Annotated in this window: 22 protein-coding genes; 11 read left to right on the top strand and 11 right to left on the bottom strand. The window is 71.1% G+C overall.

The annotated features are described in order from the left end of the window. Both ACFP1K_RS32145 and ACFP1K_RS32140 read right to left on the bottom strand, forming a co-directional pair. On the bottom strand, positions 1 to 287 hold a 287-nt coding region (locus ACFP1K_RS32145; RefSeq protein WP_380760429.1), incomplete at its 3' end, for a response regulator. Positions 288 to 365: 78 nt separating this feature from the next. After that, entirely contained in the window at positions 366 to 803 is a 438-nt protein-coding gene (locus tag ACFP1K_RS32140) for a pyridoxamine 5'-phosphate oxidase family protein (RefSeq protein WP_380760426.1), read from the bottom strand. Positions 804 to 974: 171 nt separating this feature from the next. On the opposite strand from ACFP1K_RS32140, the gene ACFP1K_RS32135 reads away from it, so the two are divergent. The 7 genes from ACFP1K_RS32135 (at position 975) to ACFP1K_RS32105 (ending at position 8,123) form a co-directional block, all read left to right on the top strand. Next, positions 975 to 1,133 (top strand): hypothetical protein, encoded by a 159-nt coding sequence (locus tag ACFP1K_RS32135; RefSeq protein WP_380760424.1) that lies wholly within the window; start codon positions 975 to 977, stop codon positions 1,131 to 1,133. Between the two features lie 33 nt (positions 1,134 to 1,166). Continuing rightward, positions 1,167 to 2,135: an Acg family FMN-binding oxidoreductase gene (locus tag ACFP1K_RS32130; protein WP_380760422.1), complete on the top strand. Its 969-nt coding sequence runs from the start codon at positions 1,167 to 1,169 to the stop codon at positions 2,133 to 2,135. A 100-nt stretch (positions 2,136 to 2,235) separates the two neighbouring features. Then, positions 2,236 to 4,551, top strand: coding sequence for a phosphoketolase family protein (locus tag ACFP1K_RS32125; RefSeq protein ID WP_380760420.1), 2,316 nt, complete (start codon positions 2,236 to 2,238; stop codon positions 4,549 to 4,551). A 205-nt stretch (positions 4,552 to 4,756) separates the two neighbouring features. Beyond that, entirely contained in the window at positions 4,757 to 5,005 is a 249-nt protein-coding gene (locus ACFP1K_RS32120; RefSeq protein WP_380760418.1) for a P-type ATPase, read from the top strand. Positions 5,006 to 5,175: 170 nt separating this feature from the next. Continuing rightward, entirely contained in the window at positions 5,176 to 5,823 is a 648-nt protein-coding gene (locus ACFP1K_RS32115) for a PadR family transcriptional regulator (protein WP_380760416.1), read from the top strand. 160 nt (positions 5,824 to 5,983) lie between these two features. Beyond that, positions 5,984 to 7,189: an FAD-dependent oxidoreductase gene (locus tag ACFP1K_RS32110; RefSeq protein WP_380760414.1), complete on the top strand. Its 1,206-nt coding sequence runs from the start codon at positions 5,984 to 5,986 to the stop codon at positions 7,187 to 7,189. Between the two features lie 238 nt (positions 7,190 to 7,427). Then, the gene (locus ACFP1K_RS32105) at positions 7,428 to 8,123 is read left to right on the top strand and encodes an exonuclease domain-containing protein (protein ID WP_380760412.1); all 696 of its coding nucleotides are present in this window, start codon (positions 7,428 to 7,430) and stop codon (positions 8,121 to 8,123) included. A 152-nt stretch (positions 8,124 to 8,275) separates the two neighbouring features. Here ACFP1K_RS32105 and ACFP1K_RS32100 read toward each other — a convergent pair whose 3' ends face one another. Continuing rightward, positions 8,276 to 9,682 (bottom strand): DHA2 family efflux MFS transporter permease subunit, encoded by a 1,407-nt coding sequence (locus ACFP1K_RS32100; protein ID WP_380760410.1) that lies wholly within the window; start codon positions 9,680 to 9,682, stop codon positions 8,276 to 8,278. Positions 9,683 to 9,761: 79 nt separating this feature from the next. Here ACFP1K_RS32100 and ACFP1K_RS32095 point away from each other — a divergent pair, with 79 nt between their 5' ends. Continuing rightward, entirely contained in the window at positions 9,762 to 10,460 is a 699-nt protein-coding gene (locus ACFP1K_RS32095) for a TetR/AcrR family transcriptional regulator (protein WP_380760407.1), read from the top strand. Positions 10,461 to 10,527: 67 nt separating this feature from the next. On the opposite strand, the gene ACFP1K_RS32090 is transcribed toward ACFP1K_RS32095, so the two are convergent. Beyond that, positions 10,528 to 11,757, bottom strand: a complete 1,230-nt coding sequence (locus tag ACFP1K_RS32090; RefSeq protein WP_380760404.1) for an isochorismate synthase — start codon at positions 11,755 to 11,757, stop codon at positions 10,528 to 10,530. Positions 11,758 to 12,010: 253 nt separating this feature from the next. Here ACFP1K_RS32090 and ACFP1K_RS32085 point away from each other — a divergent pair, with 253 nt between their 5' ends. Further along, positions 12,011 to 12,991 carry an SGNH/GDSL hydrolase family protein gene (locus ACFP1K_RS32085; protein WP_380760402.1) on the top strand — a complete coding sequence of 327 codons (981 nt, stop codon included), beginning with the start codon at positions 12,011 to 12,013 and terminating at the stop codon, positions 12,989 to 12,991. Between the two features lie 54 nt (positions 12,992 to 13,045). Here ACFP1K_RS32085 and ACFP1K_RS32080 read toward each other — a convergent pair whose 3' ends face one another. The 3 genes from ACFP1K_RS32080 to ACFP1K_RS32070 form a co-directional block, all read right to left on the bottom strand. Next, complete coding sequence (locus ACFP1K_RS32080; RefSeq protein ID WP_380760400.1) at positions 13,046 to 16,330, bottom strand: S41 family peptidase; 3,285 nt, start codon at positions 16,328 to 16,330, stop codon at positions 13,046 to 13,048. 246 nt (positions 16,331 to 16,576) lie between these two features. After that, a complete protein-coding gene (locus tag ACFP1K_RS32075; protein ID WP_380760397.1) occupies positions 16,577 to 16,714 on the bottom strand; it encodes a hypothetical protein in 138 nt (45 codons plus the stop codon). A gap of 120 nt (positions 16,715 to 16,834) precedes the next feature. Beyond that, the gene (locus ACFP1K_RS32070; protein WP_380760395.1) at positions 16,835 to 19,126 is read right to left on the bottom strand and encodes an ATP-binding cassette domain-containing protein; all 2,292 of its coding nucleotides are present in this window, start codon (positions 19,124 to 19,126) and stop codon (positions 16,835 to 16,837) included. A gap of 250 nt (positions 19,127 to 19,376) precedes the next feature. Here ACFP1K_RS32070 and ACFP1K_RS32065 point away from each other — a divergent pair, with 250 nt between their 5' ends. Both ACFP1K_RS32065 and ACFP1K_RS32060 read left to right on the top strand, forming a co-directional pair. Further along, positions 19,377 to 20,522, top strand: coding sequence for a MerR family transcriptional regulator (locus ACFP1K_RS32065; protein ID WP_380760393.1), 1,146 nt, complete (start codon positions 19,377 to 19,379; stop codon positions 20,520 to 20,522). Between the two features lie 186 nt (positions 20,523 to 20,708). After that, complete coding sequence (locus ACFP1K_RS32060) at positions 20,709 to 20,996, top strand: DUF3040 domain-containing protein (protein ID WP_380760391.1); 288 nt, start codon at positions 20,709 to 20,711, stop codon at positions 20,994 to 20,996. A gap of 301 nt (positions 20,997 to 21,297) precedes the next feature. On the opposite strand, the gene ACFP1K_RS32055 is transcribed toward ACFP1K_RS32060, so the two are convergent. From ACFP1K_RS32055 to ACFP1K_RS32040, 4 genes are all read right to left on the bottom strand, one after another. After that, positions 21,298 to 22,089, bottom strand: a complete 792-nt coding sequence (locus ACFP1K_RS32055) for an alpha/beta fold hydrolase (RefSeq protein ID WP_380760389.1) — start codon at positions 22,087 to 22,089, stop codon at positions 21,298 to 21,300. A gap of 367 nt (positions 22,090 to 22,456) precedes the next feature. After that, positions 22,457 to 24,088: a penicillin-binding transpeptidase domain-containing protein gene (locus ACFP1K_RS32050; RefSeq protein ID WP_380760387.1), complete on the bottom strand. Its 1,632-nt coding sequence runs from the start codon at positions 24,086 to 24,088 to the stop codon at positions 22,457 to 22,459. A 206-nt stretch (positions 24,089 to 24,294) separates the two neighbouring features. Then, entirely contained in the window at positions 24,295 to 24,957 is a 663-nt protein-coding gene (locus tag ACFP1K_RS32045; protein WP_380760385.1) for a lysophospholipid acyltransferase family protein, read from the bottom strand. A 386-nt stretch (positions 24,958 to 25,343) separates the two neighbouring features. After that, a complete protein-coding gene (locus ACFP1K_RS32040; protein WP_380760383.1) occupies positions 25,344 to 25,688 on the bottom strand; it encodes an STAS domain-containing protein in 345 nt (114 codons plus the stop codon). Positions 25,689 to 25,698: the final 10 nt, after the last annotated feature.

Below are 25,698 nucleotides of genomic sequence, written 5' to 3'. Positions count from 1 at the left end.
GCCATGACCGCGTCGAACAGCGCGTCGTCGTCGGCGTAGGAGGTGAGCATCAGGCACGCCAGCTCCGGCAGCCGCGACCGCACCTCACGGCACACCTCCACCCCGTTGCCGTCGGGCAGCCGCACGTCCAGCACCGCCACGTCCGGCCGCAACGCCGTGATACGCGCGACCGCCGACTCGGCCGTCCCGGCCTCACCGATCACCTCGATGTCGTCCTCACCGTTCAGCAACGCCGCGACACCACGACGCACCACCTCGTGATCATCCAGCAGGAAAACGCGAATCATGCCGCCGAATCTACGTTCCCTCGCCCCATCCCTGATAGAGGCCAAGGTCCCTGGCCTTTCGCCGGCGGAGACCAGGGCTCACAGGTTCTGGACGCGGCGGCCGGTCACCCGCCACGGGGTGACGCGGACGTAGTGGTCGCGTTCGCCGCCGGCCCACGGCTGGACCTGCGGGGCGGTCGTGCCGGGCGCCTCGTCGCCGGTGACGTGGTGGAAGGGGCCTTGCACCAGCACGCTCCACCCCTCGTGCCGGACGGGGTCGATCTCGTCCACCTCGAAGGCGATCTTGATCTCCACCTTCTCGGATCCTGTCCGCAGATCGTTGTCCATGGCGCCACCCGCCCGGGTGCGGAACACGATCGCGCCGTCGACGACGCGGTAGTTCACCGGCAGGACGGTCGGCCCGTGGGAGCCGTTGAAGGCCACCCGGCCGACGCCTCCGGGGGATATCAGGCGCAGGCACTCCTCCTCGCCGAGCTCGTGGAGCGCGCCACCGGTCACGTTCGTGGTCTCAGTCATCGGATCGTCCTTTCCTCGTCTCCCTGCCCACAGTCTCAAGGCGGAGCCCCGGCCCGGCACGGCCGATGGACATCGCCCGATGGGACCTTCGGCCCTGGGAGGTGGAGAGCCCGCGTAGTGCCATGGGAGAGGACGAAGCGCCGAGGTACGCGTTCGAGCAGGCCACGCCCGGTGTCCGGTTCCTGGAAGGCTTCGGCTTCGGTGTCGGCGTTCTCCTGCCGTTCCTGGCCCGGGACGGCCCCGGTGGTGCTGCTCCACCGGGGATGGACCTACTGGGTGTTCCGCGAGCGGCTTACCAACGTCCCCCAGGACAAGGCCGTAGGTCCCTGAACATCCTTGTTGACCTGGTGTTTGACTGGACGTATGACGCATCGACTGCAGAGCGTGGTGGAGGCCGCCGTCTGGGCGCCGTCCGTGCACAACAGCCAGCCCTGGTCCTTCGTCATCGAGGGGGACGAGATCCGGGTGCGCGCCGACGACGAACGGCGGTCGCGCGCCTGTGACCCGGGCGGCCGGGAGATGCTCCTCAGTTGCGGCGCCGCCGTGTTCACCGTCAGGACGGCCCTGCGGGCCCTCGGGCACCGGCCGGTGGTGGCCGTGCTGCCCGATCCCGACCGGCCCGCCGTCCTGGCCACGATCAGGGCGGGCGAGGCGCTCGGCCCGGACGAGCACGCCGAGATCATGAACGCGCAGATCACCCGCCGCCGCACGCACCGCGCGGGGTTCGCCCCGGAGCCGGTGCCCGAGGACCTGCTGGAGGCGCTGGCCGGGCAGGCCGAGGCCGAGGGCGCGCGGCTGACACCCGCCGGTTCGGACGCGGTGGTCCGCACGCTCGCGGCGCTCACCGCGGCGGCCCAGGAGGTCCAGGCGGGGGACCGGGCCTTCACCCTCGAATCGGTGCGCTGGGGCCGCCCGCCCGGCAGCCGTCACGGCGACGGCGTGCCCGCCGAGGCCTACCCCAGGGAGCCGCGCCGCACCTCCCCGCACTTCGCGCAGCGCGACTACGCCCACGGCCACGCCTGGGGCACCGGCGAGGACCGGCGCGGCGAGACCACGACGGGAGTCGTCGCCCTGCTCACGACTCGGGCCGACGACCGCCCCGCCTGGATCGCCGCCGGCCAGGCGCTGCAGCGCGTCCTGTTGCACGCCACCGCGCACGGGGTCAGCGCCGCGTTCCACACCCAGGCCCTGGAGCCGTACCACCTGCGCGAGTTCATCCGCCAGGAGCTCTGCGGCGGTGAGTACCCGCAGATGATCCTGCGCCTCGGCTACACGTCCGCCGAGAGCCGGGGAGTACGGCGCCCGATCGCCGACGTCCTCGACGAGAACTGACGAGCCCGTCAATCGTCCAGAGGAGTCCGGGCCCGTTCGGCCCACGCCGTCGGGACGTTGGTCCCTCCCGGATCCCCGGGCGATCGGCGAAGATCACAGTATGGACACCTTGGAGCGCGTCGACGCCTATTGGCGGGCCGCCAATTATCTCGCCGTCGGTCAGATCTACCTGCTCGGCAACCCGCTGCTCGCCGAGCCGTTGACGCCCGAGCACATCAAGCCGCGTCTGCTGGGCCACTGGGGGACGACTCCGGGGCTGAACTTCTGTTTCGCGCATCTGAACCGTGTCATCGGTGAGCGTGGGCAGGACATGATCTACATCGCCGGGCCGGGGCACGGCGGGCCGGCGGCGGTCGCGCATTCGTGGCTGGAGGGTTCCTACAGCGAGGTCTACCCCGAGGTGTCTCAGGACGAGGCGGGGATGCGGCGGCTGTTCCGGCGGTTCTCGTTTCCCGGTGGCATTCCCAGTCATGTGGCGCCCGAGACGCCGGGGTCGATCCATGAGGGCGGCGAGCTGGGTTACTCGCTGGCCCATGCCTACGGGGCGGCGTTCGACAACCCTGATCTGGTGGTGGCGTGCGTCGTCGGTGACGGGGAGGCCGAGACCGGCCCGCTGGCCGCCAGCTGGCATTCCAACAAGTTCCTGGATCCGCGGCGCGACGGTGTGGTGCTGCCGATCCTGCATCTGAACGGCTACAAGATCGCCAATCCGGCGGTCCTGGCCCGGATCCCGTCCGAGGACCTGATCAAGCTGATGGAGGGCTACGGCTACCGCCCGCATCTGGTCGAGGGAGACGACCCGGCGGTGATGCATCCGCTGATGGCCCAGACGCTCGACACGGTGTTCGGCGAGATCGACGCCTACAAGCACGGCCAGACGGACCGTCTTCCGATGATCGTGCTGCGTACCCCCAAGGGCTGGACCGGCCCGAAGGAGGTCGACGGCCTGCCCGTGGAGGGCACGTGGCGTTCCCACCAGGTGCCGCTGGCGACCGTCAGGGAGAACCCGGCGCACCTGGCGATGCTGGAGCAGTGGATGCGCTCCTACCGCCCCGATGAACTGTTCGACGCCGACGGCCGTCCCGTCCAGGAGATCCTGCAGACGGTTCCTGCGGGTGACCTGCGGATGAGCGCCAGCCCTCACGCCAACGGCGGCACGCTGCTGCGCCCGCTCGCCCTGCCCGACTTCCGCGAGCACGCCGTCGAGGTCGGCGCGCCGGGCACGGCCACCACCGAGCCCACCCGTGTCCTCGGCCGGTTCCTGCGCGACGTGGTCGCGGCCAACCCGCACAACTTCCGGGTCATGGGGCCCGACGAGACCGACTCCAACCGCCTGTCGGCGCTGTTCGAGGTCACCGCACGGGCCTGGCACGCCCGGATCCTGCCCACCGACCAGCACCTGGCCGCCGGCGGGCGGGTCATGGAGGTACTCAGCGAGCACCTGTGCCAGGGCTGGCTGGAGGGCTACCTGCTCACCGGGCGGCACGGCCTGTTCAACTGCTACGAGGCGTTCATCCACATCGTCGACGCGATGTTCAACCAGCACGCCAAATGGCTGGACACCGCACGCGAGATCGCCTGGCGGCGGCCGGTCGCCTCACTGAACTACCTGTTGTCCTCGCACGTGTGGCGGCAGGACCACAACGGTTTCAGCCACCAGGACCCAGGCTTCCTGGACGTGGTCGTCAACAAGAAGGCCTCGGTGGTGCGGGTCTACCTGCCGCCGGACGCCAACACCCTGCTGTCGGTGGCCGACCACTGCCTGCGCTCCCGTGACTACGTCAACGTGATCGTCGCCGGCAAGCAGCCCGTCATCGACCTGTTCCCCATCGACCAGGCCGTCGTCCACTGCACCCGGGGCCTGGGCATCATCGACTGGGCCTCCAACGACCAGGGCGCCGAGCCCGACGTCGTCATGGCCTGCGCCGGCGACGTCCCCACCCTGGAGACCCTGGCCGCGGTGGACCTGCTGCGCGAGCACCTGCCCGCGCTGAAGGTACGCGTGGTCAACGTGGTCGACCTGATGCGGCTCCAGCCTTCCACCGAGCACCCGCACGGCATGAGCGACGCCGAGTTCGACGCCCTGTTCACCACGGACAAACCCGTCATCTTCAACTTCCACGGCTACCCCTGGCTGATCCACCGCCTCACCTACCGCCGCCACGGCCACCACAACATCCACGTCCGCGGCTACAAGGAGGAAGGCACCACCACCACCCCCTTCGACATGGCCATGCTCAACGACATCGACCGCTACCACCTGGTCATGGACGTCATCGACCGCGTCCCCGGCCTCGCCGTCACCACGGCCCACCTGCGCCAGCAGATGACCGACGCCCGGCTCCGCGCCCGCGCCCACACCCGGGACCACGGTGAGGACATGCCCGACATCCGCGACTGGACCTGGACGCGGTGAAACCATGCGCGCGAACGCCCACCGCGGGGCGTCATCGTCCGCCGTCCGCACGCCATCGACACGCTGGGCACCACGACCGTCATCGCCACCGACAAGACGGGCACGCTGACCACCGGCCGCCTCACCGTGGCGGAGCAGGCTGGTCGCCGGGGGGCGGTTCCTGGAGGACTACGCGCTGCGTCGGGCCCGCCGCGACCTGACCGCGTTGTACGAGCGGGCGCCCCGCACGGCCCGCCGCTACCAGGACGGCACGCCGCAGGTCGTGGACGTCGCGCTGGTCCGGCGGGGTGACCGGCTGCTCGTCGCGGCCGGAGAGCTGGTGCCGACCGACGGGGTGGTGGAACGGGACGCGGCGTGGTCAACGCGGGCTTGGCGTTCGACCTGCTGGCCACGGATGCCGCCCGGGTACTGCGCCGCCTGCGCAGGGCCGGCATCGAACGAGTGGTCATGCTGACCGGGGACCGGCCCGAGGTCGCCGAAGGCGTGGCGGCGGTCCTGGGCGTCGACGAGGCTCGGCCGCGCCGCCGGACTGACAGGTGCCCTCGAATCGGCCTCTTGTGTCGCGCATATTCGTCTGCGTATACTCGCAGACAAGTAATCGCAGACAAATTGAAGCGAGGCGACATGGCGAAGCAGCGCAAGGTCGGCAATCTGCTGGCGCTCGCCGTGTTGTCCGTCCTCGTCCAGCAGCCCATGCATCCCTACGAGATCGCCGCTGCGCTGCGTGGCTGGGGCAAAGACCAGGACATCGAGATCAAATGGGGATCTCTCTACACGGTCGTCCGCAACATGGACAAGCACGGGCTGATCGAGGCCGTCGAGAGCATCCGCGAAGGCCGGCGGCCCGAGCGCACCGTCTACCGCATCACCGGCTCCGGCCGGGACGAGCTGGTGGACTGGGCGCGTGAGCTGGTCTCGACCCCCATGCGGGAGCGTCCGCGCTTCCGCGCCGGACTGTCGGTGATCGCCGTCCTGCATCCGGACGAGGCCACGCGGCTGCTGCGGCAGCGGCTGGACCGCATGGAGGACGACATAGCGGCCGAGCGCGACACGCTCGCCGAGCACCTGCGGACCGTGCCGCGACTGTTCCTGGTGGAGATGGAGTACGACATCGCCGTCCAGGAGGCCGAAGCCGCCTGGATCCGCTCGCTGCTCGCCGAGCTGACCTCGGGCATCTATCCGGGGCTGGACATGTGGCGGACCGCGCACGAGACCGGCGTGATACCGGCGGAGCTGGCCGAACTCGCCGAGAGGACCAGCGCCACGGAATGACGAAACGGCCCCGGCTCGGTGCGCCAACACCGCGCCGGGGCCCTTACCTCGAACCGCACCTGGGAAGGCGCTCGGCACGAGGCGGCAACCTGAGGATAACCGGGTTCCCTCCCAGGTCGGTTCGATCACCACAAGATCTGATCACCAAGGGAGAACCATCATGACCATGGTCAAGACGGCGATCGTCGCCGGCGGCGGCATCGCCGGTCCGGTGGCCGCACTGGCGCTGCGCAAGGCGGGCGTCGAGGTCACCGTCCACGAGGCCTACCCCGACCCGGCCGACGGCCTCGGCGGCACCATCGCGCTCGCGCCGAACGGCCTCGCGGCCCTGGGCGTCCTCGGCCTGGACGAGGCCGTGCGCGCGATCGCCACCCCGATCAGCCGGACCGTCCTCGCCATGGGCTCCAAGCGCGTGCCCCTCCCCGGCCTGGCCGACGTGCCGCCGTTGCAGGTGGTCCCGCGCAGCGGCCTCTACCGCGTCCTGCACGACGGGGCCGTCGCCGGCGGCGTGGCCGTCGAGTACGGCAAGCGCCTGGTCGACGCGCGGGAGACCGAGACCGGCGTCACCGCCCGGTTCGCCGACGGCGGCTCCGCCACGGCCGACATCCTCGTCGGCGCGGACGGCATCCGATCGACCGTACGCAGGCTCATCGACCCCGAGGCCGCAGGCCCCCGTCCCACCGGCCTCCTCGGCTTCGAGGCGGTCGCCCGGCACGAGACCGGCGCCGAGCCCGGCACGATGACCTTCGCCTTCGGCAGGGGCGGCTACTACCTGTACTGGCCCGAGCCCGGCGGCGGCACCCGCTGGGGCGTCAACCTCCCGCAGGAACGCCCCATGACGCTCACCGAGGCCCGAGCCGTCCCGTCGTCCGAGTGGATGCGGGAACTGCGCGCCACCTTCGCCGGCGACACCCCCGGCCGCGACCTGCTGCTGACCAGCGACCCCGATGAGCTGCAGGTGACGGGATCCCTCCACATCATGCCGAGCCTCCGCCACTGGCACAGCGCTCGCATGGTGCTGGTCGGCGACTCGGCCCACGCCCCCTCCAACAGCTCGGGACAGGGTGCCTCCCTGGCGCTGGAGAGCGCGGTCCAGCTGGCCCGCTGCCTCCGCGACCTCCCCGACGTCCCCTCCGCCTTCGCCACCTTCGACCGCCTGCGCCGCTCCCGCGTGGAGAAGGTCGCCGCCCGCGCCGCCCGGATCAACCACGCCAAGGCCCCCGGTCCCGTCGCCAGAGCCCTGATGCCGATCCTGGTGCCCCTCTTCATGAAGATCGCCATGAACCCGGAGAAGACCATGGCCCAGGAGCAGCGCTACGTGATCGACTGGGACGCCCCGGTGACCTCCGACCCTGCCCTGCGCTGACGCTCCGGGTGTCCCCTCCGGCGGCGGTGAGCCGCCGCCGGAAATGGGCGAATTATTCTAATGGCCCGGTTTTGAAGCAGCCGTCGGCTGATTTTCGGAATCAATGGAAAAATAGGCTATTGAGGCGCGGGACGGCGGAGATCTTGAAATAATGCGTCGGCATGAGTGCTTTACGACGCGTCCACCAAGGTGACCCACCGGCGACGGAGAAGGGCTCCTCCGGTGTCGTGGTGGCGCCGTGATCTGGGCCGACGGGCGCCTTTGCGGATTCGACATCGAGACGACCGGTGCGGCCCGGGACAGCGCCAGGATCGTCACCGCCACCCTTGTCCTCGTCGGCGACGGCAGACCGGCCGACACCGTCCGCCTGCTGGTCGACCCCGGCGTCGAGATCCCCGCCGCCGCGACCGCCGTGCACGGCATCACCGACGAGATGGCCCGCGCACAGGGCGTCGAACCGGCCGTGGCCCTGCGCGAGGTCGCGGGCCGTCTCGCCCGGGCATGGGCCGCGGGCACCCCGGTGATCGGCTTCAACGTCGTCTACGACCTGACCGTGCTCGACCGCGAGCTGCGCAGGCACCTCGGAGCGGGACTCACCGTCGCCGGGCCGGTCGTCGACCCGCACGTCATCGACCGGGCACTGGACCGCAGAAAGGGCAAGCGCACCCTGGAGGAGACGTGCCGGTACTACAAGGTGCGGCACGACGCCGCCCACGACGCCACCCAGGACGCGCTCGCCGCGGCGCGCCTCGCCTGGCGGCTCGCCAAGCGGTACCCCGCCGAGATCGGCGAGTTGTCTCTGGCGGAATTGCACAGGCGGCAGACGGACTGGGCCCGGCAATGGGCTACAGGGCTCAACGAGTACTGGCGTTCGCAGAATCAGGACAAATCCATTGACGGAGCATGGCCGCTACAGCCCTTTCCGGCACAGTGAACAAGCTGGCTTGTACGGCCTGAGGATTCTCGGCAAGGGAAGGGCGCCGTGTACGACGCTCCCGGCTATTTGTGGGTACTGGCGTCCCTGGGCCTGATCGGGATACCCGTGGTCACCTGCGTCGCGCTGTACCGGCACCGTCCTCGGATCGGTCACGGACGCGGTCTGCCGGGCAGCAGCAGCCCGGCGGCGAACACCACGAGCGCCGCGGCGAACGGCCACCGGAAGGCGTCGCCGAACGACTCGGGGGTGGGGGTGGCATGCGCGCCGCCGCCCTGCAGGATCAGCGCGACGACGGCGATGCCGAGCGAGGCGCCGATCTGGTTGAGGATGAACACCGCCCCGGTGGCGCCCGCCACCGCGTCTCCGGGAACAGTGCGGTACACCGAGCCCATGGTCGGCGCGCCGACCAGGCCCAGGCCGAAACCGGCGGCGAGCTGGGCGGCGGTGAGCGCCACCTGGGAGGTGCCCGCGCCCGACCCGGTGAACACCAGGGTGCCGAGGGCGATGAGCGCCGCGCCTGCCGGGACGAGCCGCCGCGCGCCGAACCTGTCGGCCAGGTTCCCGGCCACCGGCATGCCGATCAGCGTGCCGAGGCCGAGCGGCGCGAGCAGCAGGCCGGACTCCAGCACCGAGTGCCCGTGCACCTGCTGGTAGTACAGCGGCAGCAGGAACAGCAGCGAGAACAGGCCGCCGCCGACCAGGAACATCGTGGTGACGCCGGCGCTGAAGCCCTTGCTGCGGAACAGGCGCAGGTCGAGCAGGGGCGTCCTGGCGGTGCGCAGCGCGTGGATGACGTACCCCGCGAGCAGCAGCACGCCGGCGGCCAGCCCGGCGATCACGCCGCCGCTGCCGAAGCCGTCCGCGCCCGCCCGCGACAGGGCGTAGACGAGGGCCGCGAACCCGGGGGACAGCAGGCAGACGCCCAGCCAGTCGATCGGCGCGGACCGCCCGCCGCCCGGCGGGTCGGCGGGGAGCACGACGATCGCCAGGACGATCGCGGCGAGCGCGAAGGGGATGTTGACCAGGAACATCCACTGCCAGGACAGGTTCTCCAGGATCAGGCCGCCGACGACGGGGCCCACTACCGGGCCGAGCGTGATCGGGACGGAGACCAGGCCCATGACCCGGGCGACGCGCCGCGGGCCCGCCGCGCCCGCGACCACGGTCAGCATGATCGGGTCCACCATGCCGCCGCCGAAGCCCTGCAGGACGCGGAACGCGATCAGGCTCCCGGCGTTCCAGGCGAACGCGGACAGGGTGGAGCCGACCAGGAACACCGTCAGGCCGATAAGCCACATGCGCTTGGCGCCGAAGCGCAGGGTCGCCCACCCGGCGAGCGGGATGGCCAGCGCGACCGCCAGCAGGTAGCCGGTGGTCACCCACTCGATGGTGGACAGGGTGGCGTCGAACTCGCCGCCGAGCGTGCTGATCCCGACGTTGACGATGGTCGCGTCCAGGTAGGACATCATCCCGCCGAGCACCATCACGCCGATCAGCGTGAGCAGCGCCGCGTCGAGCCGGGCGGGCCCGCCCCGCTCCGCGATCGTGTCGGACATGGCAACTCCTTTGAACCAGACAATCAATGAAATTGAACTGAGTAGTTCATATGCCTGGGTGGGACGGTAGCATGGCCGTATGAGCGCCGGCGAGACCGAGAAGACGACCGCGGCCCCCGCCGAGCGGGGGCGGCTGGACAAGCGCCGGGCCATCGTCGAGGCGGCGCTGCGGGTGTTCGCGCGGGTGGGCTACACGCAGGCCAGCCTGGACATGATCGCCGCCGAGGCCGGGGTGGCCAAGCCGACCATCTACAACCATCTCGGCTCCAAGGAGAACCTGTTCCGGTATGTGATGACCGAGACCGCGGCCCGGTCCAACGGCAAGGCGCTGGAAGTGCTGGAGTCCTTCCCGAGCGAGGCCGGGAAGCTGCGCCCCGGGCTCGAGGACGTCGCCCACAAGCTGGTCGCCTGCTACTGCGACGAGCAGTCCCAGGCCGTGCGCCGGCTGCTGTACGCCGAGGCCGTGCGCTTCCCCGACCTGTTCGACGCCGTGCGCGCCAGCGGCCCCGACCAGTTCGTCGAGGCCCTGGCCGGCCGGCTGGCCCGCCTCGCCAACGCCGGCCACCTGCGCGTCGAGGACCCCGTGCGCGCCGCCAACCAGTTCATCGCCCTGGTGTACGAGGAACTGCCGGCGCTCGGCATGTCCGGCACCCGCCCGCCGGACCCCAAGCAGCTGGAGAAGGTCGCCGTCGCGGGCGTGGACACCTTCCTGCGTGCCTTCTGCACCGCCCCCGTCGCACCGCGGGGGGAGCGGGGGAACGGGCGGCCCATCGGCTGAGCCACCCGTACGTCCCGTGGAAGGGGGTCACCGCGCGGCCGTTCCGTGCGAGGGCCGGGAGCCGGTTTCAGCCTTCCAGGGCCTGGCGCATGACGCGGAACTTGGCCTGGGCCTCGGTGAGTTCGGCGGCGGGGTCGGAGCGGCCCATGATGCCGCAGCCGGCGAACAGGCGGGCGGTGGGGCCGTCGATCTGGGCGCAGCGGAGGGCTATGCCCCATTCGCCGTCGCCGCGGGAGTCGATCCAGCCCACCGGGCCCGCGTAACGGGCGCGGTTCATGCCTTCCAGCTCGCGGATCACGTCGAGCGCCACGTCGGTGGGGGTGCCGCCCACGGCGGCGGTGGGGTGCATGGCGGCCACGACGTCGAGGACGGAGGCGCCGTCGGCGAGGCGGCCGTGGACGCGGCTGGCCAGGTGCTGGACGTTGGGGAGCACCAGGAGCTCGGGCTCGTCGGGGACGGTGAGCTCGTCGCAGAGGGGGGCGAGGGCGTCGCGGACGGACGCCACGGCGCAGACGTGTTCGTGGCGGTCCTTGCCGGAGTCGAACAGGGCGGCCCCGCGCTCCTTGTCCTCGGCGGGGGTGGCGCCGCGGTAGGTCGTGCCGGCGAGCACCAGGGACTCGATCGACTTGCCGGTGTGCCGGACCAGCAGCTCGGGGGTGGCGCCGACCAGGCCTGCGCAGGAGAAGGTGTAGCACTCGGGGTAGGTGCGGGCCAGCCGGTCCAGCAGCACGCGCACGTCGATGTCCCGCTCGGTGGTGGCGAGCAGGTCGCGGGCGAGCACGACCTTCTCCAGCCGTCCCGACCGGATCTCGCCGACCGCGCGGGCCACCGCGTGCTCCCATTCCGGGGCGGTGCGCGAGCCGTCGGCGTACCGCACGCGGCCGGGCGGGGTGGCGGGCGTCATCAGGTCGATCGGCGGGTCGCCGACCGTGGTCAGCCACGCCTGGCCGTCGCGGCGGCCGAGCACGATGCGGGGGACGACGAGCACCGACCCGGCGGCGGCCGGGTCGAAGGTGAACGAGCCGAACGCGACCGGCCCCGACCCGGGGACCAGCACGTCGTCGTCCACGCGGGTGGCGCCGAACACGCGTGCCAGCCAGCGGCGGGCCCAGTCGAAGCGTCCCGCGCCCGGCGGCACCGTGACCCTGGCTGCCTCACCCCAGCCGACCAGGCCGTCCCCCTGGTGGATCCAGGCGTACGGCGGGGCCTGCGGCAGGTGGGCGACCAGGTCCTCCGGGTCGTGAACGGGAATGGTGCGAACCAGCGGGGGGCGGGTTATCCCGAGCGCGACACTCACCTTGCCCACCTTATGCGGAAACTGAACGCGTTCGACATCGGGGGCGCCTCTCACAACGGCGCTCGCGGAGGGTGATGTCACGCCACGCGGGGCTGCACAGGCGTCTTGGCATGTCAAGCCGCGATAGGAACTTGGTCAACGGTAGCAACGCCTTCCTCAGAGGTAATAGAGCAGGTGGTCGCGGATCTCTACCTTTGGTGCTCGTTCTCTCGATCTCTTCCGGGATCGGATCACGTCCCAGGTGGAGGTCCTCATGGTCAAAAGGATCGCGTTCGTGCTCGGCGCGGTGGTGGTCGGGATCCCGGGGACGGCGGCGGCGGTGGCGGCCGATCCGGTCCCGGCGGTGATGGTCGCGCTCGGGGACTCGATCAGCTCGGGGTTCAACGCCTGCGGCTGGTACGTCTCGTGCACCTCGCGGTCCTGGTCCGCCGGCGACCACCCCGGGGTCAACAGCCACTACCTGCGGCTGCTCTCGCTCGGACCCGCCATCAAGGGGCACAACCTCAACTTCGCCGTCCCCGGGTCCACCAGCGCCGACGTGGCGGGCCAGGCGCAGCGGGCGGTGGCGGCCAAGGCGGGGTACGTCACCATGCTGATCGGCGCGCAGGACGCGTGCATGCCCAGCGAGTCCAAGATGACCCCGGTCGCGACCTACCGTGCCCGGATCGACAAGGCGTTCGCGGTGCTCGCGCCGACCGGGGCGAAGGTGTTCGCCGCCAGCGTCCCCGACCTCAAGCGCCTGTGGCGCATCGGCAAGGACAACGTCGTCGCCAAGTCGTTCTGGGCGATCGGCCGCATCTGCCCGTCGATGCTGGCCAACGCCGGGTCCGACGCCAAGAAGGACCAGGCTCGCCGGGAGCGGGTGCGTGACCGGGTGCTGGAGTACAACGCGCAGATGGCCGCGGCGTGCGCGGCGTACGGGCCCGGGTGCAGGTACGACGGGGGAGCGGTGTTCTCCTACCCCTTCACGCTGGACCACGTGAGCAAGTGGGACTTCTTCCACCCCAACGCGGACGGCCAGCGGGCCCTGGCCCAGGCCACGTTCAGGTCGGGGTTCCCCTTCGACCGGTCGCCGGTGGCCCGCGAGCAGGAGCCGCTGGCCCAGCCCAAGCCCGAGCCGACCCCCACCGAGCAGCAGACCCCCGAGGAGCAGCCGGTGACGCCGCCGCCGGCGACCCCGGAGGCGGGGCTGCCCACACAGGACGCGATCGCGCAGCAGCCCGCCATCCGGTGACCCGGGCCGCCAGGCTCCTGTGAATCTACAATGTAAAGGCGGCGGCTCGGCCGATCACCCCCGAGGTGGCAACGGCGGGGCACCGAGCCGGGGACGGTCGGCGGGGTTCGGCGTGTGCGGCGGACGCTCCACCAGGATCGCGAGGACGATGTCGATGGCCCGTTCCAGCTGGCTGTCCACCCCGCGGGCGTACTCCTGCGGGGTGATGTCCACCTCGACGTCGGGGTCGGTGCCGTAGTTCTCCACCCGCCAGCCCACGTCGTCGAAGGCGAACGAGAACTCCGGCTGGGTGGTCACCGTGCCGTCGGCCAGCCGGTGCCGGGGCCAGATGCCGATGACGCCGCCCCAGGTGCGCTTGCCGACCAGCGGGCCCAGGCCGAGCAGCTTGAACGTGTGGCTGAAGATGTCGCCGTCCGAGCCGGCCAGTTCGTTGGTGACCGCCACCATCGGCCCGCGCGGCGCCTCCGCCGGGTACGGATCCGGCGACCCCCAGCGCGGGAAGCCGTAGCCGAGCCGGCGCCGGGCCAGCTTCTGCAGCAGCAGCCCGGACACGTGCCCGCCGCCGTTGTACCGGACGTCCACCACCAGGCCCTCGCGGTCGTACTCGGCGAGGAAGCCCCGGTGGAACTCCGCGTAGCCCTGCGGTCCCATGTCCGGGATGTGCAGGTAGCCGACCCGGCCGCCGGTGCGTTCGTGGGTGCGTGCGCGGTTGGTCTCCACCCAGTCGCGGTAGCGGCCCGGCTGCTCGTCGGAGATGGCCTTCACCGTGATCCGGCGGGGCGGGGCGTCGCCGCGCCTGACGGTCAGCTCGACCTCCTGGTCGGCCTGGTTGACCAGCAGGCGGGCCGGGCCCGCGGGGGTGTCGGCGGGGCGGCCGTTGACGGCGATCACCACGTCGCCGGGCCGTACGTCCAGGCCGGGCCGGTTGAGCGGGGAGGTGGCCTCGGGGTCCCAGTGGTCGCCGCCGACGATGCGGGCGATGGTGTGCGCGCCGTCCTCGTACGCCCAGTCGACCCCGAGCAGGCCCTGCCAGTAGTGCGGGCCCTCGCGGTACTCGCCGCCGCTCTCGTAGGCGTGCGAGGTGCCGAGCTCGCCCTGCAGCTCCCACAGCAGGTCGGAGAACTCGCCGCGGGTGGTGACCTTGTCGACCAGCGGGAGGTAGCGCTCGTACACGCCGTCCCAGTCGACGCCGGCCATGTCCTCCACCCAGAAGTGCTCGCGCTGGAGCCGCCACGCCTCACGGAACATCTGCCGCCACTCGGCCTCCGGGAGCACCGAGACCTTGATCCGCTGCAGGTCGATCCACCCGGCGGCACGGGTGGTGGAGTCGTCGTCGGGGGGCGTGTCCCCGGCCCTGATCACGCGCAGCCGCCGTCCGGACCGGTAGAGCAGGGTGGTGCCGTCCTCGCCGACCCGGAAGTCGCCGACGTCGCCGGTCAGCGTGTCGAGCTTCTGTTTGCGCAGGTCGTACGCCTGAAGGCTGCCGGAGACCGGGTCGGCGTACTCGTCGCCGCGGCTGCCGGCGACGGGGTAGACGGTGAAGAGCACCTTGTCCTTCAGGCCGGCGACCCGGTGGTAGCGGCCCTCCGGCACGGGGAAGGCGACGACGCGGCGCTCGATGCCGTCCAGGTCGATGCGCAGCCCCTCGTCGTCGTCATCGCCGTCCTCTTCGGGGACTTCCGCGGCGGTGGTGTTCTCCGTGTCGTCCTCGCCGGGGTCCGCGGCGGAGGGCTCGGTGGTGCGGCGGGGGCCCTTGGCGGTGTCGTCGCCGGTCAGCGGCCGCGGCTCGGGGACGAACGGCGAGCCGACGTCGTCGCGCAGCGCCACGGCGAACGGGCGGGTGCCGAGGGGGAAGCCCAGGTCGAACTGCATTGAGTCGTAGACGGGGTTGAAGATCCGTTCGCCGATGAAGTAGAGGTAGCGTCCCTCGGGGTCGAAGGCCGGCATGGTGTCGCGCAGCACGGGGCGGGTGACGCGGTGGGTCTCGCCGGTGGCGACCTGGAAGACCTTGATCGCCGTGGTCTGGGGGGACTCGGGGTAGGTGTACGCCAGCCAGTCGCCGTCCGGGGACCAGGTGGGGTCGGCGACGGCGGCGTAGCGGCTGTGGTCGGCGACGGTGAGGGTGGGGGGCTCGCCGTCTTCGTCGGGGAGCTCGATGACGAGCAGCTCGTTGCGGTGGTTGGTCACCGCGATCCGGTCGGTGCCGGTGCCGGGTGCGACCTCCAGCTGGATGGCGCGGCCGGTGTCCAGGCCGGTGAGGCGGACCGGTTCGGTGCTGCCGTCCGCGGACAGCACCACCAGGACCTCGCGGTCGCTCTCGTCGCTGGCCGCGGCGATGAGCCGTTCGCGGCCGGGCAGCCAGCTGAGCAGGCGGTACCGGACGCCGTCGGGCTCGCCGTGCTGGCGGACCGGGCCCTCCCAGTTGCCGAACGAGTACGCCTTGCCGCGGGTGGTGACGGCGAGGCCGCTGCCGTCGGGGGTGAGCCTGGCGCTGTCGAGGTAGCGGGCGGCGGAGGCGAACCGGCGGTTGCGCTGGGTGCGCGAGCTGGCGAGCCGTACGTCGAGGTGGCGGGACTCGCCGTCGGCGGGGTCGAGCACGTAGAGCTCGGCCGCCGCGTGGTACACCAGGCGCGTGCCGTCGCTGGACAGGTTGCGGGCGTAGTAGTCGGTGTGGTCGGTGTGCCGCCGCAGCTCCGCGCCCGCCGGGGTGCAGGAGTAGACGTTGCCGATGCCCTCGTGGTCGGACAGGAAGTAGATGCGCTCGCCCACCCAGCACGGCGAGGCGAGGTTGCCCGCCAGGGTGATGAGGCGGGCGAACTCGCCGTCGCCCTCCCGGTCGATCCACAGGTCGCCCATGGTGCCGCCGCGGTAGCGCTTCCAGCGGGCGGGGTCGGCGGTGTTGCGGCCGAGCACGACGGCGCCGCCCGGCCCGTAGGAGATCGTGTTGGCCGGCCCGTGCGGCAGCCGCTCCGCCACGCCGTCCGGTGTGACGCGGTGCAGCCACTTGCGGCGGTCGAACGGCTCACGGGCGTCGCTGGCGTAGATCACCGCCCCGTCCGGCGACCACGCCGTGACCGTGCACATGGCCCCGTCATAAGTCAGCCGCCGCCCCGCTCCTCCGTCCGCAGGCATGAGATAGACCTCTTCAGGCCCCTCCTCCCGCCCCACGAAGGCCAGCAGCCCCCCATCAGGAGAGAACCGAGGATACGTCGCCTCGGCCACACCGGCAGTCAGCCGAAAGGCCCGCCCTCCTTCGTCGGACACCATCCAAAGGTCGTCTTCGGCGGCGAACACCACCACCTGCCCGAAGATCGTAGGAAACCGAAGATAAGCGGACATCCACCCTCACGTTCAGCCCGGAAACTCCAATGATCAGGCACCCAAGCCCACCGAGTCGAGCCCACCCCCCTCCCCAATCCACCCCCACCCCCCCAAACCCAACCACTCCCCACCCTCCACCTCAATCAGGCACCCCGTCTCGCCCGTGCCCTATGCCCTCGGCTTGATGTGCCCGGGCGGCTCTTCGCTGCCCGGGCAGGGTTGTGCCGCTTTGGTGTGGATGGTGGGTGGTGGGCTGGGAGGGGGTTATTCGGGAGTGGGGCGGGGGGTGGGGTGGCGGTCGTCTTCCTTGTGTTTGGTTTGTTTTATGGTGCGGTTGGCTTTTATGGCGGCTTTCTTGGCTTTGCCGGTGGCCTTGGTGGATTTCTTTGGGGTTCCTGCCATGGGTGGCTCCTGGGGTGCTGATGAGTCGCTTAATGCGGTGAATGGTGGCGTCATCGGCATTAAATACCCAGCTCGCATGGAACCACCCATATGGTTACTTCGGCCAGTAAAGCGGGCGGGTTACCGGTTGGCTAGGACTGGGTCGGGGGCTAGGTACAGGCGTAGGTGCTGGGCGGTCAGGGAGTCGGCTTCCGCGATCAGGGCGGCGGGGGTGCCGGTGAAGATCACTTGGCCGCCGTCCTGGCCGGCGCCGGGGCCCATGTCGATGATCCAGTCCGCGTGGGACATCACGGCCTGGTGGTGTTCGATGACGATGACCGTGTTGCCGGTGTCGACCAACCGGTCCAGGAGGGCCAGCAGGCGGTCCACGTCGGCGAGGTGCAGGCCGGTGGTGGGCTCGTCCAGTACGTAGATGGCGGACTTCTCCGCCATGTGGATGGCGAGTTTGAGCCGCTGCCGTTCGCCGCCGGACAGGGTGGTCAGGGGCTGGCCGAGGCTGAGGTAGCCGAGGCCCACGTCGGCCAGGCGGTTCAGGATGACGCGGGCGGGGCCGGAGGAGAAGAACTCGCGCGCCTCGGTCACCGACATCAGCAGGACCTCGCTGATGTTCTTGCCGTTCAAGGTGTGGGTGAGCACCTGGGGGGTGAACCGCTTGCCCTCGCACTCCTCGCACACCGATGCCACCCCGGCCATCATCGCCAGGTCGGTGTACACCAGACCGAGACCCTTGCACCCGGGGCAGGCGCCTTCGGAGTTGGCGCTGAACAACGAAGGCTTGACGCCGTTGGCCTTGGCGAAGGCGGTGCGGATCGGGTCGAGCAGGCCGGTGTAGGTGGCCGGGTTGCTGCGGCGCGAGCCGCGGATGGGGGACTGGTCGGCCACCACCACTCCGTCGAACCGGGGTAGCGAGCCGTGGATCAGCGAGCTCTTGCCCGACCCCGCGACCCCGGTGACCACGGTCAGCACCCCGAGAGGGATCTCGACGCTCACGTCCTTGAGGTTGTGCAGGGTGGCGCCGGTGATGGACAGGTGGCCGCGAGGCTCGCGGAACTTTTCCCGCAGAGTGACCCGATGGTCCAGGTAACGGCCGGTCAGGGTGTCCGAGCGCCGCAACCCGGCCACGTCCCCGGTGTAGCAGACCTGCCCGCCGGCGGGCCCCGCGCCGGGCCCGAGGTCGACCACGTGGTCGGCGATGGCGATGACCTCGGGTTTGTGCTCGACGACCAGAAGCGTGTTGCCCTTGTCCCGCAGCAACCGCAGCAGTGTGTTCATGCGCTGGACGTCGTGCGGGTGCAGCCCGGCGGTCGGCTCGTCGAAGACGTAGGTGACGTCGGTGAGGCTGGAGCCGAGGTGGCGGACCATCTTGACCCGCTGGGACTCGCCGCCGGACAAGGTGAGAGAGGGGCGGTCCAGGCTGAGGTAGCCGAGGCCGATCTCGACCAGGTTGTCCAGCGTGCCGCGCAGGGTGGCGAGCAGCGGCGCCGCGGACGGCTCGTCCAGGTCGCCGACGAAGCGGGCCAGCTCGTTGATCTGCATGGCCGAGCACTCGGCGATGTTGCGGCCCCGGATGGTGGACGACAGCGCCGCGGCGTTGAGCCGGGCGCCCTTGCAGTCCGGGCAGGTGGCGAAGGCCACGGCCTTGTCCACGAAGGCGCGGGCCTGTGGCCGCATCGAGTCGCGGTCCTTGGACAGGAGGAGCCGCCGCACCTTGACCACGAGGCCCTCGTAGGTCATGGTCGAACCGCCCACCTTGACCGAGGTGGCCGGTTTGTACATCAGGGCGTCCCACTCGGCGGGCGTGAGGTCGCTCAGCTTGGCGGCGGGGTCGAAGAACCCCGACGAGGCAAGGACCTGCCAGTACCACCCGCCCACGTCGAAGCCCGGCACGGTGACCGCGCCGTCGTTGAGCGACCTGCCGACGTCCACCAGCTGGTGCACGTCGATGTCGGACACCTCGCCGAGGCCCTCGCAGGCCGGGCACATGCCGTCGGCCGTGTTGAAGCTGAAGGCGGTGGAGGTGCCGACGTGCGGGGTGCCGAGGCGGCTGTAGATGATCCGCAGCATGGTGTAGGCGTCGGTCGCGGTGCCCACCGTGGAGCGGGAGTTGGCGCCCATGCGCTCCTGGTCCACCACGATGGCCGCGCTGAGGTTGTGCAGCGCGTCGACGTCCGGGCGGCCGAGGCTCGGCATGAACGACTGCACGAACGCCGTGTAGGTCTCGTTGATCAGCCGCTGGGACTCGGCGGCGATGGTGCCGAACACCAGTGACGACTTCCCGGACCCGGAGAGCCCGGTGAACACGGTGAACCGGCGTTTGGGTATGTCGAGGGAGATGCCCGTGAGGTTGTTCTCCCGGGCCCCGCGGACCTGGATCACGTCATGGCTGTCCGCGGCCAGCCACTCGCCCGTCATCGGCCCGCTCCGTCCACGGTGGTGGCCGGCGCCGGTGAGGGAAACGGGGGGACGGCCCGGGGGAACCCGGCCGGAAAATGCATCATCGCGACCCTTCGCATGATGGGGGGAGGGCATCGCCGGAACGACCGGCGATGCTTCAATTCTTTCATTGATGTCCTCATAGAGACTTTGCCGAGCGTGGGCTGTCTGACTAGCCGATATCGAGGGCTAAAGTCTCAAATGACGTGAGAACCACTACGCTCACCTCATGCTTGGTGCGCAGCTCCCCGGGACGGACTCCGGCGACGGACGGGACGGCGCGGCCGGGAGACGATGGCGAGCCAGCGAGCTGGCCCGCGCGGCGGGGATCTCGGTGCAGCAGGTGCGCAATTACGTCGACCAGGGCGTGCTGCCCCCCGTGCGTCGCACGCCGAGCGGCTACCGGATCTTCACCGAGGAGCACGCCAGGGCCCTGACCGTCGCCCGGCGCATGGCTGATGGCCACGGCTGGGGACGCACCCGGGTGATCATGCGCGCCGTGCACGAGGGCGACCTCGACACGGCCCTCGCCGAACTGGACCGCGGCCACGCCGAACTGGACCACGAGCGCGCCGAGATCGCCCAGGTCCTAGGCGCCTTCGAAACCCTCGTCACCCACCCCACCATCGCCACCACCTCCCGCCGCCGCGGCCAGCCCCGCGCACGAGAGCCCTGGAACCAGGAACCCCAAGGACGGCGGGAGACCGAAGCGCGAGAGACCCGGGGACAGAAGGCCCAGGAGCGGGAGGGCAGCGGACGTGAGGCCCAGGGGCACGAGGCGCGGGGGAGGGAGGCCGGCGGGCTGGCGGGCAGCGGAGGTGAGGCCCGTGGGCGGGATGCGCAGGGGCACGAGGCGCGTCAGTGGGAGGGCAGCGGACGTGAGGCCCAGGGGCACGAGGCGCGGGGGAGGGAGGCGCGGGAGTGGGAGAGCAGGGGACGTGAGGGGCGGGGGAGGGAGGGGGGCGGGCGGGAGGTGCGGGGGCGGGAGGTGCGGATTGGTGAGGTGGCGGCTATGGCCGGGGTGCGGACTTCTGCGTTGCGGCTGTGGGAGGAGCGCGGTCTGTTGCGGCCGGCGCGGGAGCGGATCACCGGTTATCGCGTGTACGACGAGGCCGCGCAGCGTGAGGCCCGGGTGGTGGCCCTGCTCCGCCGCGGTGGCTATCCGCTGCCCATCGTCCGCGCGGTCCTGGATGAACTGCGCTCCACCGGCAGCCCCGAGCGTGTTCGCGCCGAACTGGCCCGCCGGGAACACGACCTCCGTCTGCGCAGCCTCCGGCGCCTCGCCGCTTCCGCGGCCCTCCACAGCTACCTCCCGGCCGTGCCGCCCGCCGGCGCCGAGCCCTCGGGTGGGGCGGGGGGTGCGGGGGGCCAGTAGGGGCCAGGTGCCTGGGCGGACTCGGTGGGGGCGGCGATGCGGGGTTATGCGGATGGGGGGCGAGGGCGTCGGGGATGGCTCGTGGGAGGAGTAAGCGGGGGGTAAAAAGAATCTCCGGAAAAGGCTAAAGATCTTCATGGTGGGCAGAAAGCTCGGCACAAACCTTGCGTTGCCGGGAGGCGCAGCATGCCTTGGTCGCAGGACGAGGAGCGGATGCTCGCACAGATCGAGCGCTACCTCAGCGATGACGATCCGCGACTTGCGGCACGGCTTGAGTCCTTCAACGAGCGGGCGGGCCGGGAGGTCACCGGGAGGCGCAAGAGGGCGCCTCGGCCGCCCAAGGCGCCGAAGGCCCGCAGACGGATGGGACGCTCCACGGTGATCATCCTGGTGAGCTGGTTGCTGATAGCCACGTTGATCACCACATTGCTGATCATGGTATTCAGGCACGACGCCGCCGCCCTTCCTTTGTGACGTTCCGCCCCAGCCGGCGAGAAAGCCGATCATGGTATTCAGGCACGCCGCCGCCCTTCCACCTGTATGACATCCCTGCCTCGCTGGCCGGTGAGAAAGCTGATCACGGTGTCGGGCACGTCGCCGCCCTTCCTCCTGCATGACATCCCCGCCTCGCTGGCCGGTGAGGAAGCTCATGGTGTTCGGGCGCGATGCCGCCGCCCTTCCTTCTGCGTGACATCGCCACCTCGTCGGCCGGTGAGGAGGCTCATGGTGTTCGGGCGCGATGTCGCCGCCCTTGCTGCTCTGTGACATCCCCGCTTCACCGGCCGGTGAGGAACTCGACCAGGACGGGGACGAGAACCTCGGGTGGCACCACGTGTTCTTCGCCTGCCATCACCTGGTGCCGGCCGCGGGGCAGCGCTTCGGCGAGGCGGCGGTTGGTGTCGATCATCCATGGCGGGCTCGTCCCGCCGGACAGTACGAGGGTGGGCACCGGCACGCGGCCGGGTAGGCCGGGGGGTAGCGTGCCGCCCTCGGTGTCGCCCATCACCTCCGAGTCGTAACGCAGGGTGTGGGCCCTGGCCTCCATGGCGGGCCACCATGGCTCGGCCCGCATGTGGCGGATCTCAGTGCGCGGCACGCCGGTCAGCGCCATGAACGACTGCACCGCGTCGTCGCGCCTGCCCGCATCGAGCAGGGCGGTGATCGTCTCGGCCCACTGGCGGGCCTCGCGGCGGAGGTGGTCGTCGTCGGGGTTGTAGGGCGGCTCGTGCAGCACCAGGCGGGTGACCGGCAGGCCGTGCGCCGCCGCCCGCAGGGCGAGCCCCGCTCCGGAGGAGTGGCCGTACACCGAGGCCGCGCCGCCCGCCTCGTCGATCAGGGCCGCGAGGTCTTCGATCTCGCGCTCGACCGCGTACGGCGTGGTGTCCCCGCTGTCGCCCCGGCCGCGGCGGTCGTAGTTGAGGACGGTGAAGTGCCAGGCCAGGGCCTCGGCCGTCGGACGGGTGGAGGCCTGGTCGCACAGGGCACCTCCCACCACGACCACCGGCGGCCCGTCACCGAGCCGCTCGAACGCGATGGCGGTGCCGTCCGTCGAGATCACCTTGCTCATGAGAACCCCCTCGCTCGTGTGTTCGAAAGGAGGTTCTCATCCGCCACCGACAATTCCGGGACGGCCACGGTCCGCCACGGATCGCAGGTCCGCCCGGGTGCGCGTCAGGCGGACTCCCGGTGTGACCGCGCGTCTCGGCCGACCGGCTGATCGGGGACGGCGGCAGATGGCGGCGAGTCCGGAGGCGGCGGGTTCGGCCGGTTGTTCGGAGGGCCGGCAGATGGCGGCGGACCTGGAGATGGCGGGTGTGGCTGGTCGTTGGGGGGCGGCGGCGGAGGGCGGGTGGAGTTGGAGGTGGTGGGGGGTGTTGGTGGTCGTGGGTGGGCTGTTTGCCGCGGTCTGGCCGGGGGTGTGCGGGTGGGGGATGTTAGGAGAGGGCGCGGAGGAAGCGGGCGGCGATGGGGGCGGCTACCTTGCCGCCACCGCCGCCGCCTTCGACGATCACGGCGAAGGCGACGTCGCCGCGGTAGCCGATGAACCAGGCGTGGGAGTCCAGTTTGGGGCCGGTGCCGTACTCGGCGGTGCCGGTCTTGCCGGCGGTGCCCGCGGGCAGGCCGGCGGACTTGGCGGTGCCCTTGGTGACGACGGCGGCCATCATCGTGCGCAGGTCGCGCGCGATGTCCCCGGGCAGGGCCCAGGGCTCGGTCTTCTGCTTCAGGCCGGGTACCAGGGTCGGCGGGCGCCAGGTGCCGTCGGCGACGGCGGCGGCGACCGTGGCCATCACCAGCGGGCTGGCGGTGATGCGGCCCTGGCCGAACGACTCGGCGGCGAGGTCGGCCTCGCTGGTGTGCTTGGGCATGCTGCCCCGCTGGGCGGGCACGCCGATGCCGAGCGGCTGGTTGAACCCGAGCTTCCCGGCGAACTCCTCCAGCTTGCCGTCCCCGAGGTGCTGGGCGGCGAGCGGGGCGAAGGTGGTGTTGCAGGAGTGCGCGTAGGAGTCCAGGAAGGACAGCGAGCCGAACGACTCGTGCTCGGAGTTGCGGATCGGCAGGCCGCCGATGTTCACCGTCTTCGGGCAGGTGACCCGCTGCCCGGGGGTGAGGCCCTCGGCGAGCAGCGCCGCAGCGGTGATGGTCTTGAAGGTGGACCCGGGCGGGTAGCGGCCGTCCAGGGCGCGGTTGAAGCCGCCCCGGTTGTTGACCACGGCGAGGATCTCGCCGCTGGAGGGCCGGATGGCCACCAGGGACGTCGGCTTGTCCACGCCGTCCACGGCGATGACGGCGGCCGCCTGGGCCCGTGGGTCCAGGCTGGTGCGCACGTCGGTGCCGGGGGAGCCCTCGATGGTCTTGACGGTGGTGGCGGCCTTTCCCGCGGCCCCGGTGACCTGGATCTCGGTGGTGGGCACGCCGGCCAGCTTCTCCTGGAACGCCTCCTGCAGCCCGCCGCGCCCGACGGCGTCCCCGCGTTTGTACGCCGAGCCGAGCCGGGTGACGTCCTTGGCGGTCGCCTTGTCCAGGTATCCGACGAGTTGCTGCACCGACCCGCCGACGTCGCCGTGGTCGATCCGCGCGCCGGTGGAGTCCTGGACGGCGGCGCGGCCGGGCCAGCGGGTCTTCAGCGCCAGGTGGGCCTGGCCGTCCAGCGCGGGGTGGACCGCGCGGGGTGTCCAGGCGACCTTCCAGTGGCGGTCCTTGACGACCAGGTCGAGCGAGCCGGTGTAGGTCCAGTCGCCGAGGTCCTTCAGCGTGAGGGTGGCGGTGTAGGCGGCCTTGGCGCGGCCGTCCCCGGCGGGGGTGACCGCGCCGAGGCGGACGGCGGTGCGCTGGGCGCCGATGTCCTTGGCCAGGCGGGTGTAGGCGGTGTCGAACCCCGGCGCGGGCGCGGCGAGATCGGCCCGCATGGCGGGGAGGTCGCCCTTGGCCCACGCGGTGGTGAAGTGGGCGGCGGTCTCGCCCGCGCTGCCCCTGGTGTGCAGGACGTAGTAGGCGCCGCCCGCGGCGGCCCCCGCCACCAGGACGGCGGAGATCGAGATGATCACGATGGTACGGCCGCGCGGCACGCGTTCCCCCGGGTGTCTCGGCGTCGCCCCGAGCCTAGCGCGGTCCCGCCCGGCCGTCCGCCGGGTCCCCCGGAGAGGTCCGGTCAGGCGGCCGGCTCAGGCGTGTGACGCCGAGAGGGTTGCGTTAGGCGGCCGGCTCAGGGGTGTGACGCCGAGAGGGTTGCGTCAGGCGGCCGGCTCAGGGGTGTGACGTTTAGAGGGTCGCGTCAGGCGGCTTGTTCGCCGCGTTCCTTGACGCTGGCCGCGTACGCGGGGACGTACTCCTGGCCGGACAGGTGGCGGATGGCCTCCATCACCTGGTCGGTGACCACGCGGCGGTCTCTGGCGCGGGCAGGGTCGCCGGTGAAGCGCATGGGCTCGCCGATGCGGACACCGATCTTGGCCAGCCGGGGGACAGAGGCGCCGGGTGGCAGGACGCGGTCGGTGTTGACCATCGCGACGGGGATCACGGGTACGCCCGAGCTGAGCGCCAGCCAGGCCACACCGATCTTGCCGCGGTAGAGGCGGCCGTCGGGGGAGCGGGTGCCCTCGGGGTAGATGCCGAACAGGTCCCCGGCCTTCAGCACCCCGAGCGCGGTGTCCAGCATGGTCTGGGCGGCGGTGGCGCTCTGCCGGTCGATGGCGACCTGGCCGGTGCCGCGCATGTACATGGCCATCAGCCGGTTGCCGGTGAAGTATTCGGACTTGGCGACGAAGGTCACCTGCCTCGGCAGCATCAGCGGGAGGAACACCGAGTCCAGGATGGACAGGTGGTTGGACGCGAGCAGCGCCGCCCCCGTCATCGGGACGTGTTCGGCGCCCGTGATCTCGGGTCGCCACAGCAGCCGCAGGAACGGGCTGCTGATGATCTTTGTGATGCGATACAGCACGAACTCTCCTGATGTGCCGACGACCATGCCCACCATACGGCTCGGAGGGGAAACTTCGTGTTACGCCGGACTACAAACTGTTACATCCTCGTACAACGAACCGGCCCTCCTAGGACAACGAAACGCCCCGCGGGTGTGTACACCCGCGGGGCGGCACGTCTAAGGCCGATGTGGCGGTCGCCTCCTCGGCGAGAGGCACAACACGGCTCCAGCCGAACGGTATTCCGTGAAGGCGGTAAATGCGGCCCGGGGGACACAAACCACATCGGCCACCACCGAGACTAACTCACTCCGGGCGGTTCGTGGCCCACGACCCCTATATAGCCGTCCCCCGCAGGGGTGACGATCATCGGGACCGTGAGCGGTCGCGGCGTGGGTGGCGAGGCTCAGGTATTCAGGCGCAGGTGTGGTGTGTCGTGCCAGCCGGTGAGTTCGAGCAGGCGGCGCGCGTTCGGGGGCATGGAGTGCAACGTCAGGACGCGGCCGTCGACGAGTGTGGCCGTGACCAAGGTGCGCAGGCAGCCGACGTCGATGAAGTCCAGGCGGGTCAGGTCGAGGGACACCTCGCCCGGGCCGGGGTGGGCGGCCAGCGCCTGGGTCAGGGTGGCCAGCACGGTGCGATCGAGATCTCCTTCGATCCGCAGTCCCGGCGGGTCGGGTGTGCCGATGATGCGTGTGCGCCGGTGGGTGAAGGCCTCGCGGCTCGAAGCGTGTGGGGTGTCGGCGTTCATCGTGGTGTAG

It is taken from the genome of Sphaerisporangium aureirubrum, assembly GCF_042658925.1.
Lineage (GTDB): Bacteria > Actinomycetota > Actinomycetes > Streptosporangiales > Streptosporangiaceae > Sphaerisporangium > Sphaerisporangium aureirubrum.
The sequence above is the reverse complement of the archived record's forward strand: the minus strand, read 5'-3'. Positions and strand labels throughout refer to the sequence as shown.

Coding starts and splice junctions, on each gene's coding strand:
- ACFP1K_RS32140 (WP_380760426.1), bottom strand. CDS start 803: ATGACTGAGACCACGAACGTGACCGGTGGCGCGCTCCACGAGCTCGGC.
- ACFP1K_RS32130 (WP_380760422.1), top strand. CDS start 1,167: ATGACGCATCGACTGCAGAGCGTGGTGGAGGCCGCCGTCTGGGCGCCG.
- ACFP1K_RS32125 (WP_380760420.1), top strand. CDS start 2,236: ATGGACACCTTGGAGCGCGTCGACGCCTATTGGCGGGCCGCCAATTAT.
- ACFP1K_RS32115 (WP_380760416.1), top strand. CDS start 5,176: ATGGCGAAGCAGCGCAAGGTCGGCAATCTGCTGGCGCTCGCCGTGTTG.
- ACFP1K_RS32110 (WP_380760414.1), top strand. CDS start 5,984: ATGACCATGGTCAAGACGGCGATCGTCGCCGGCGGCGGCATCGCCGGT.
- ACFP1K_RS32100 (WP_380760410.1), bottom strand. CDS start 9,682: ATGTCCGACACGATCGCGGAGCGGGGCGGGCCCGCCCGGCTCGACGCG.
- ACFP1K_RS32095 (WP_380760407.1), top strand. CDS start 9,762: ATGAGCGCCGGCGAGACCGAGAAGACGACCGCGGCCCCCGCCGAGCGG.
- ACFP1K_RS32085 (WP_380760402.1), top strand. CDS start 12,011: ATGGTCAAAAGGATCGCGTTCGTGCTCGGCGCGGTGGTGGTCGGGATC.
- ACFP1K_RS32080 (WP_380760400.1), bottom strand. CDS start 16,330: ATGTCCGCTTATCTTCGGTTTCCTACGATCTTCGGGCAGGTGGTGGTG.
- ACFP1K_RS32075 (WP_380760397.1), bottom strand. CDS start 16,714: ATGGCAGGAACCCCAAAGAAATCCACCAAGGCCACCGGCAAAGCCAAG.
- ACFP1K_RS32070 (WP_380760395.1), bottom strand. CDS start 19,126: ATGACGGGCGAGTGGCTGGCCGCGGACAGCCATGACGTGATCCAGGTC.
- ACFP1K_RS32065 (WP_380760393.1), top strand. CDS start 19,377: ATGCTTGGTGCGCAGCTCCCCGGGACGGACTCCGGCGACGGACGGGAC.
- ACFP1K_RS32060 (WP_380760391.1), top strand. CDS start 20,709: ATGCCTTGGTCGCAGGACGAGGAGCGGATGCTCGCACAGATCGAGCGC.
- ACFP1K_RS32055 (WP_380760389.1), bottom strand. CDS start 22,089: ATGAGCAAGGTGATCTCGACGGACGGCACCGCCATCGCGTTCGAGCGG.
- ACFP1K_RS32040 (WP_380760383.1), bottom strand. CDS start 25,688: ATGAACGCCGACACCCCACACGCTTCGAGCCGCGAGGCCTTCACCCAC.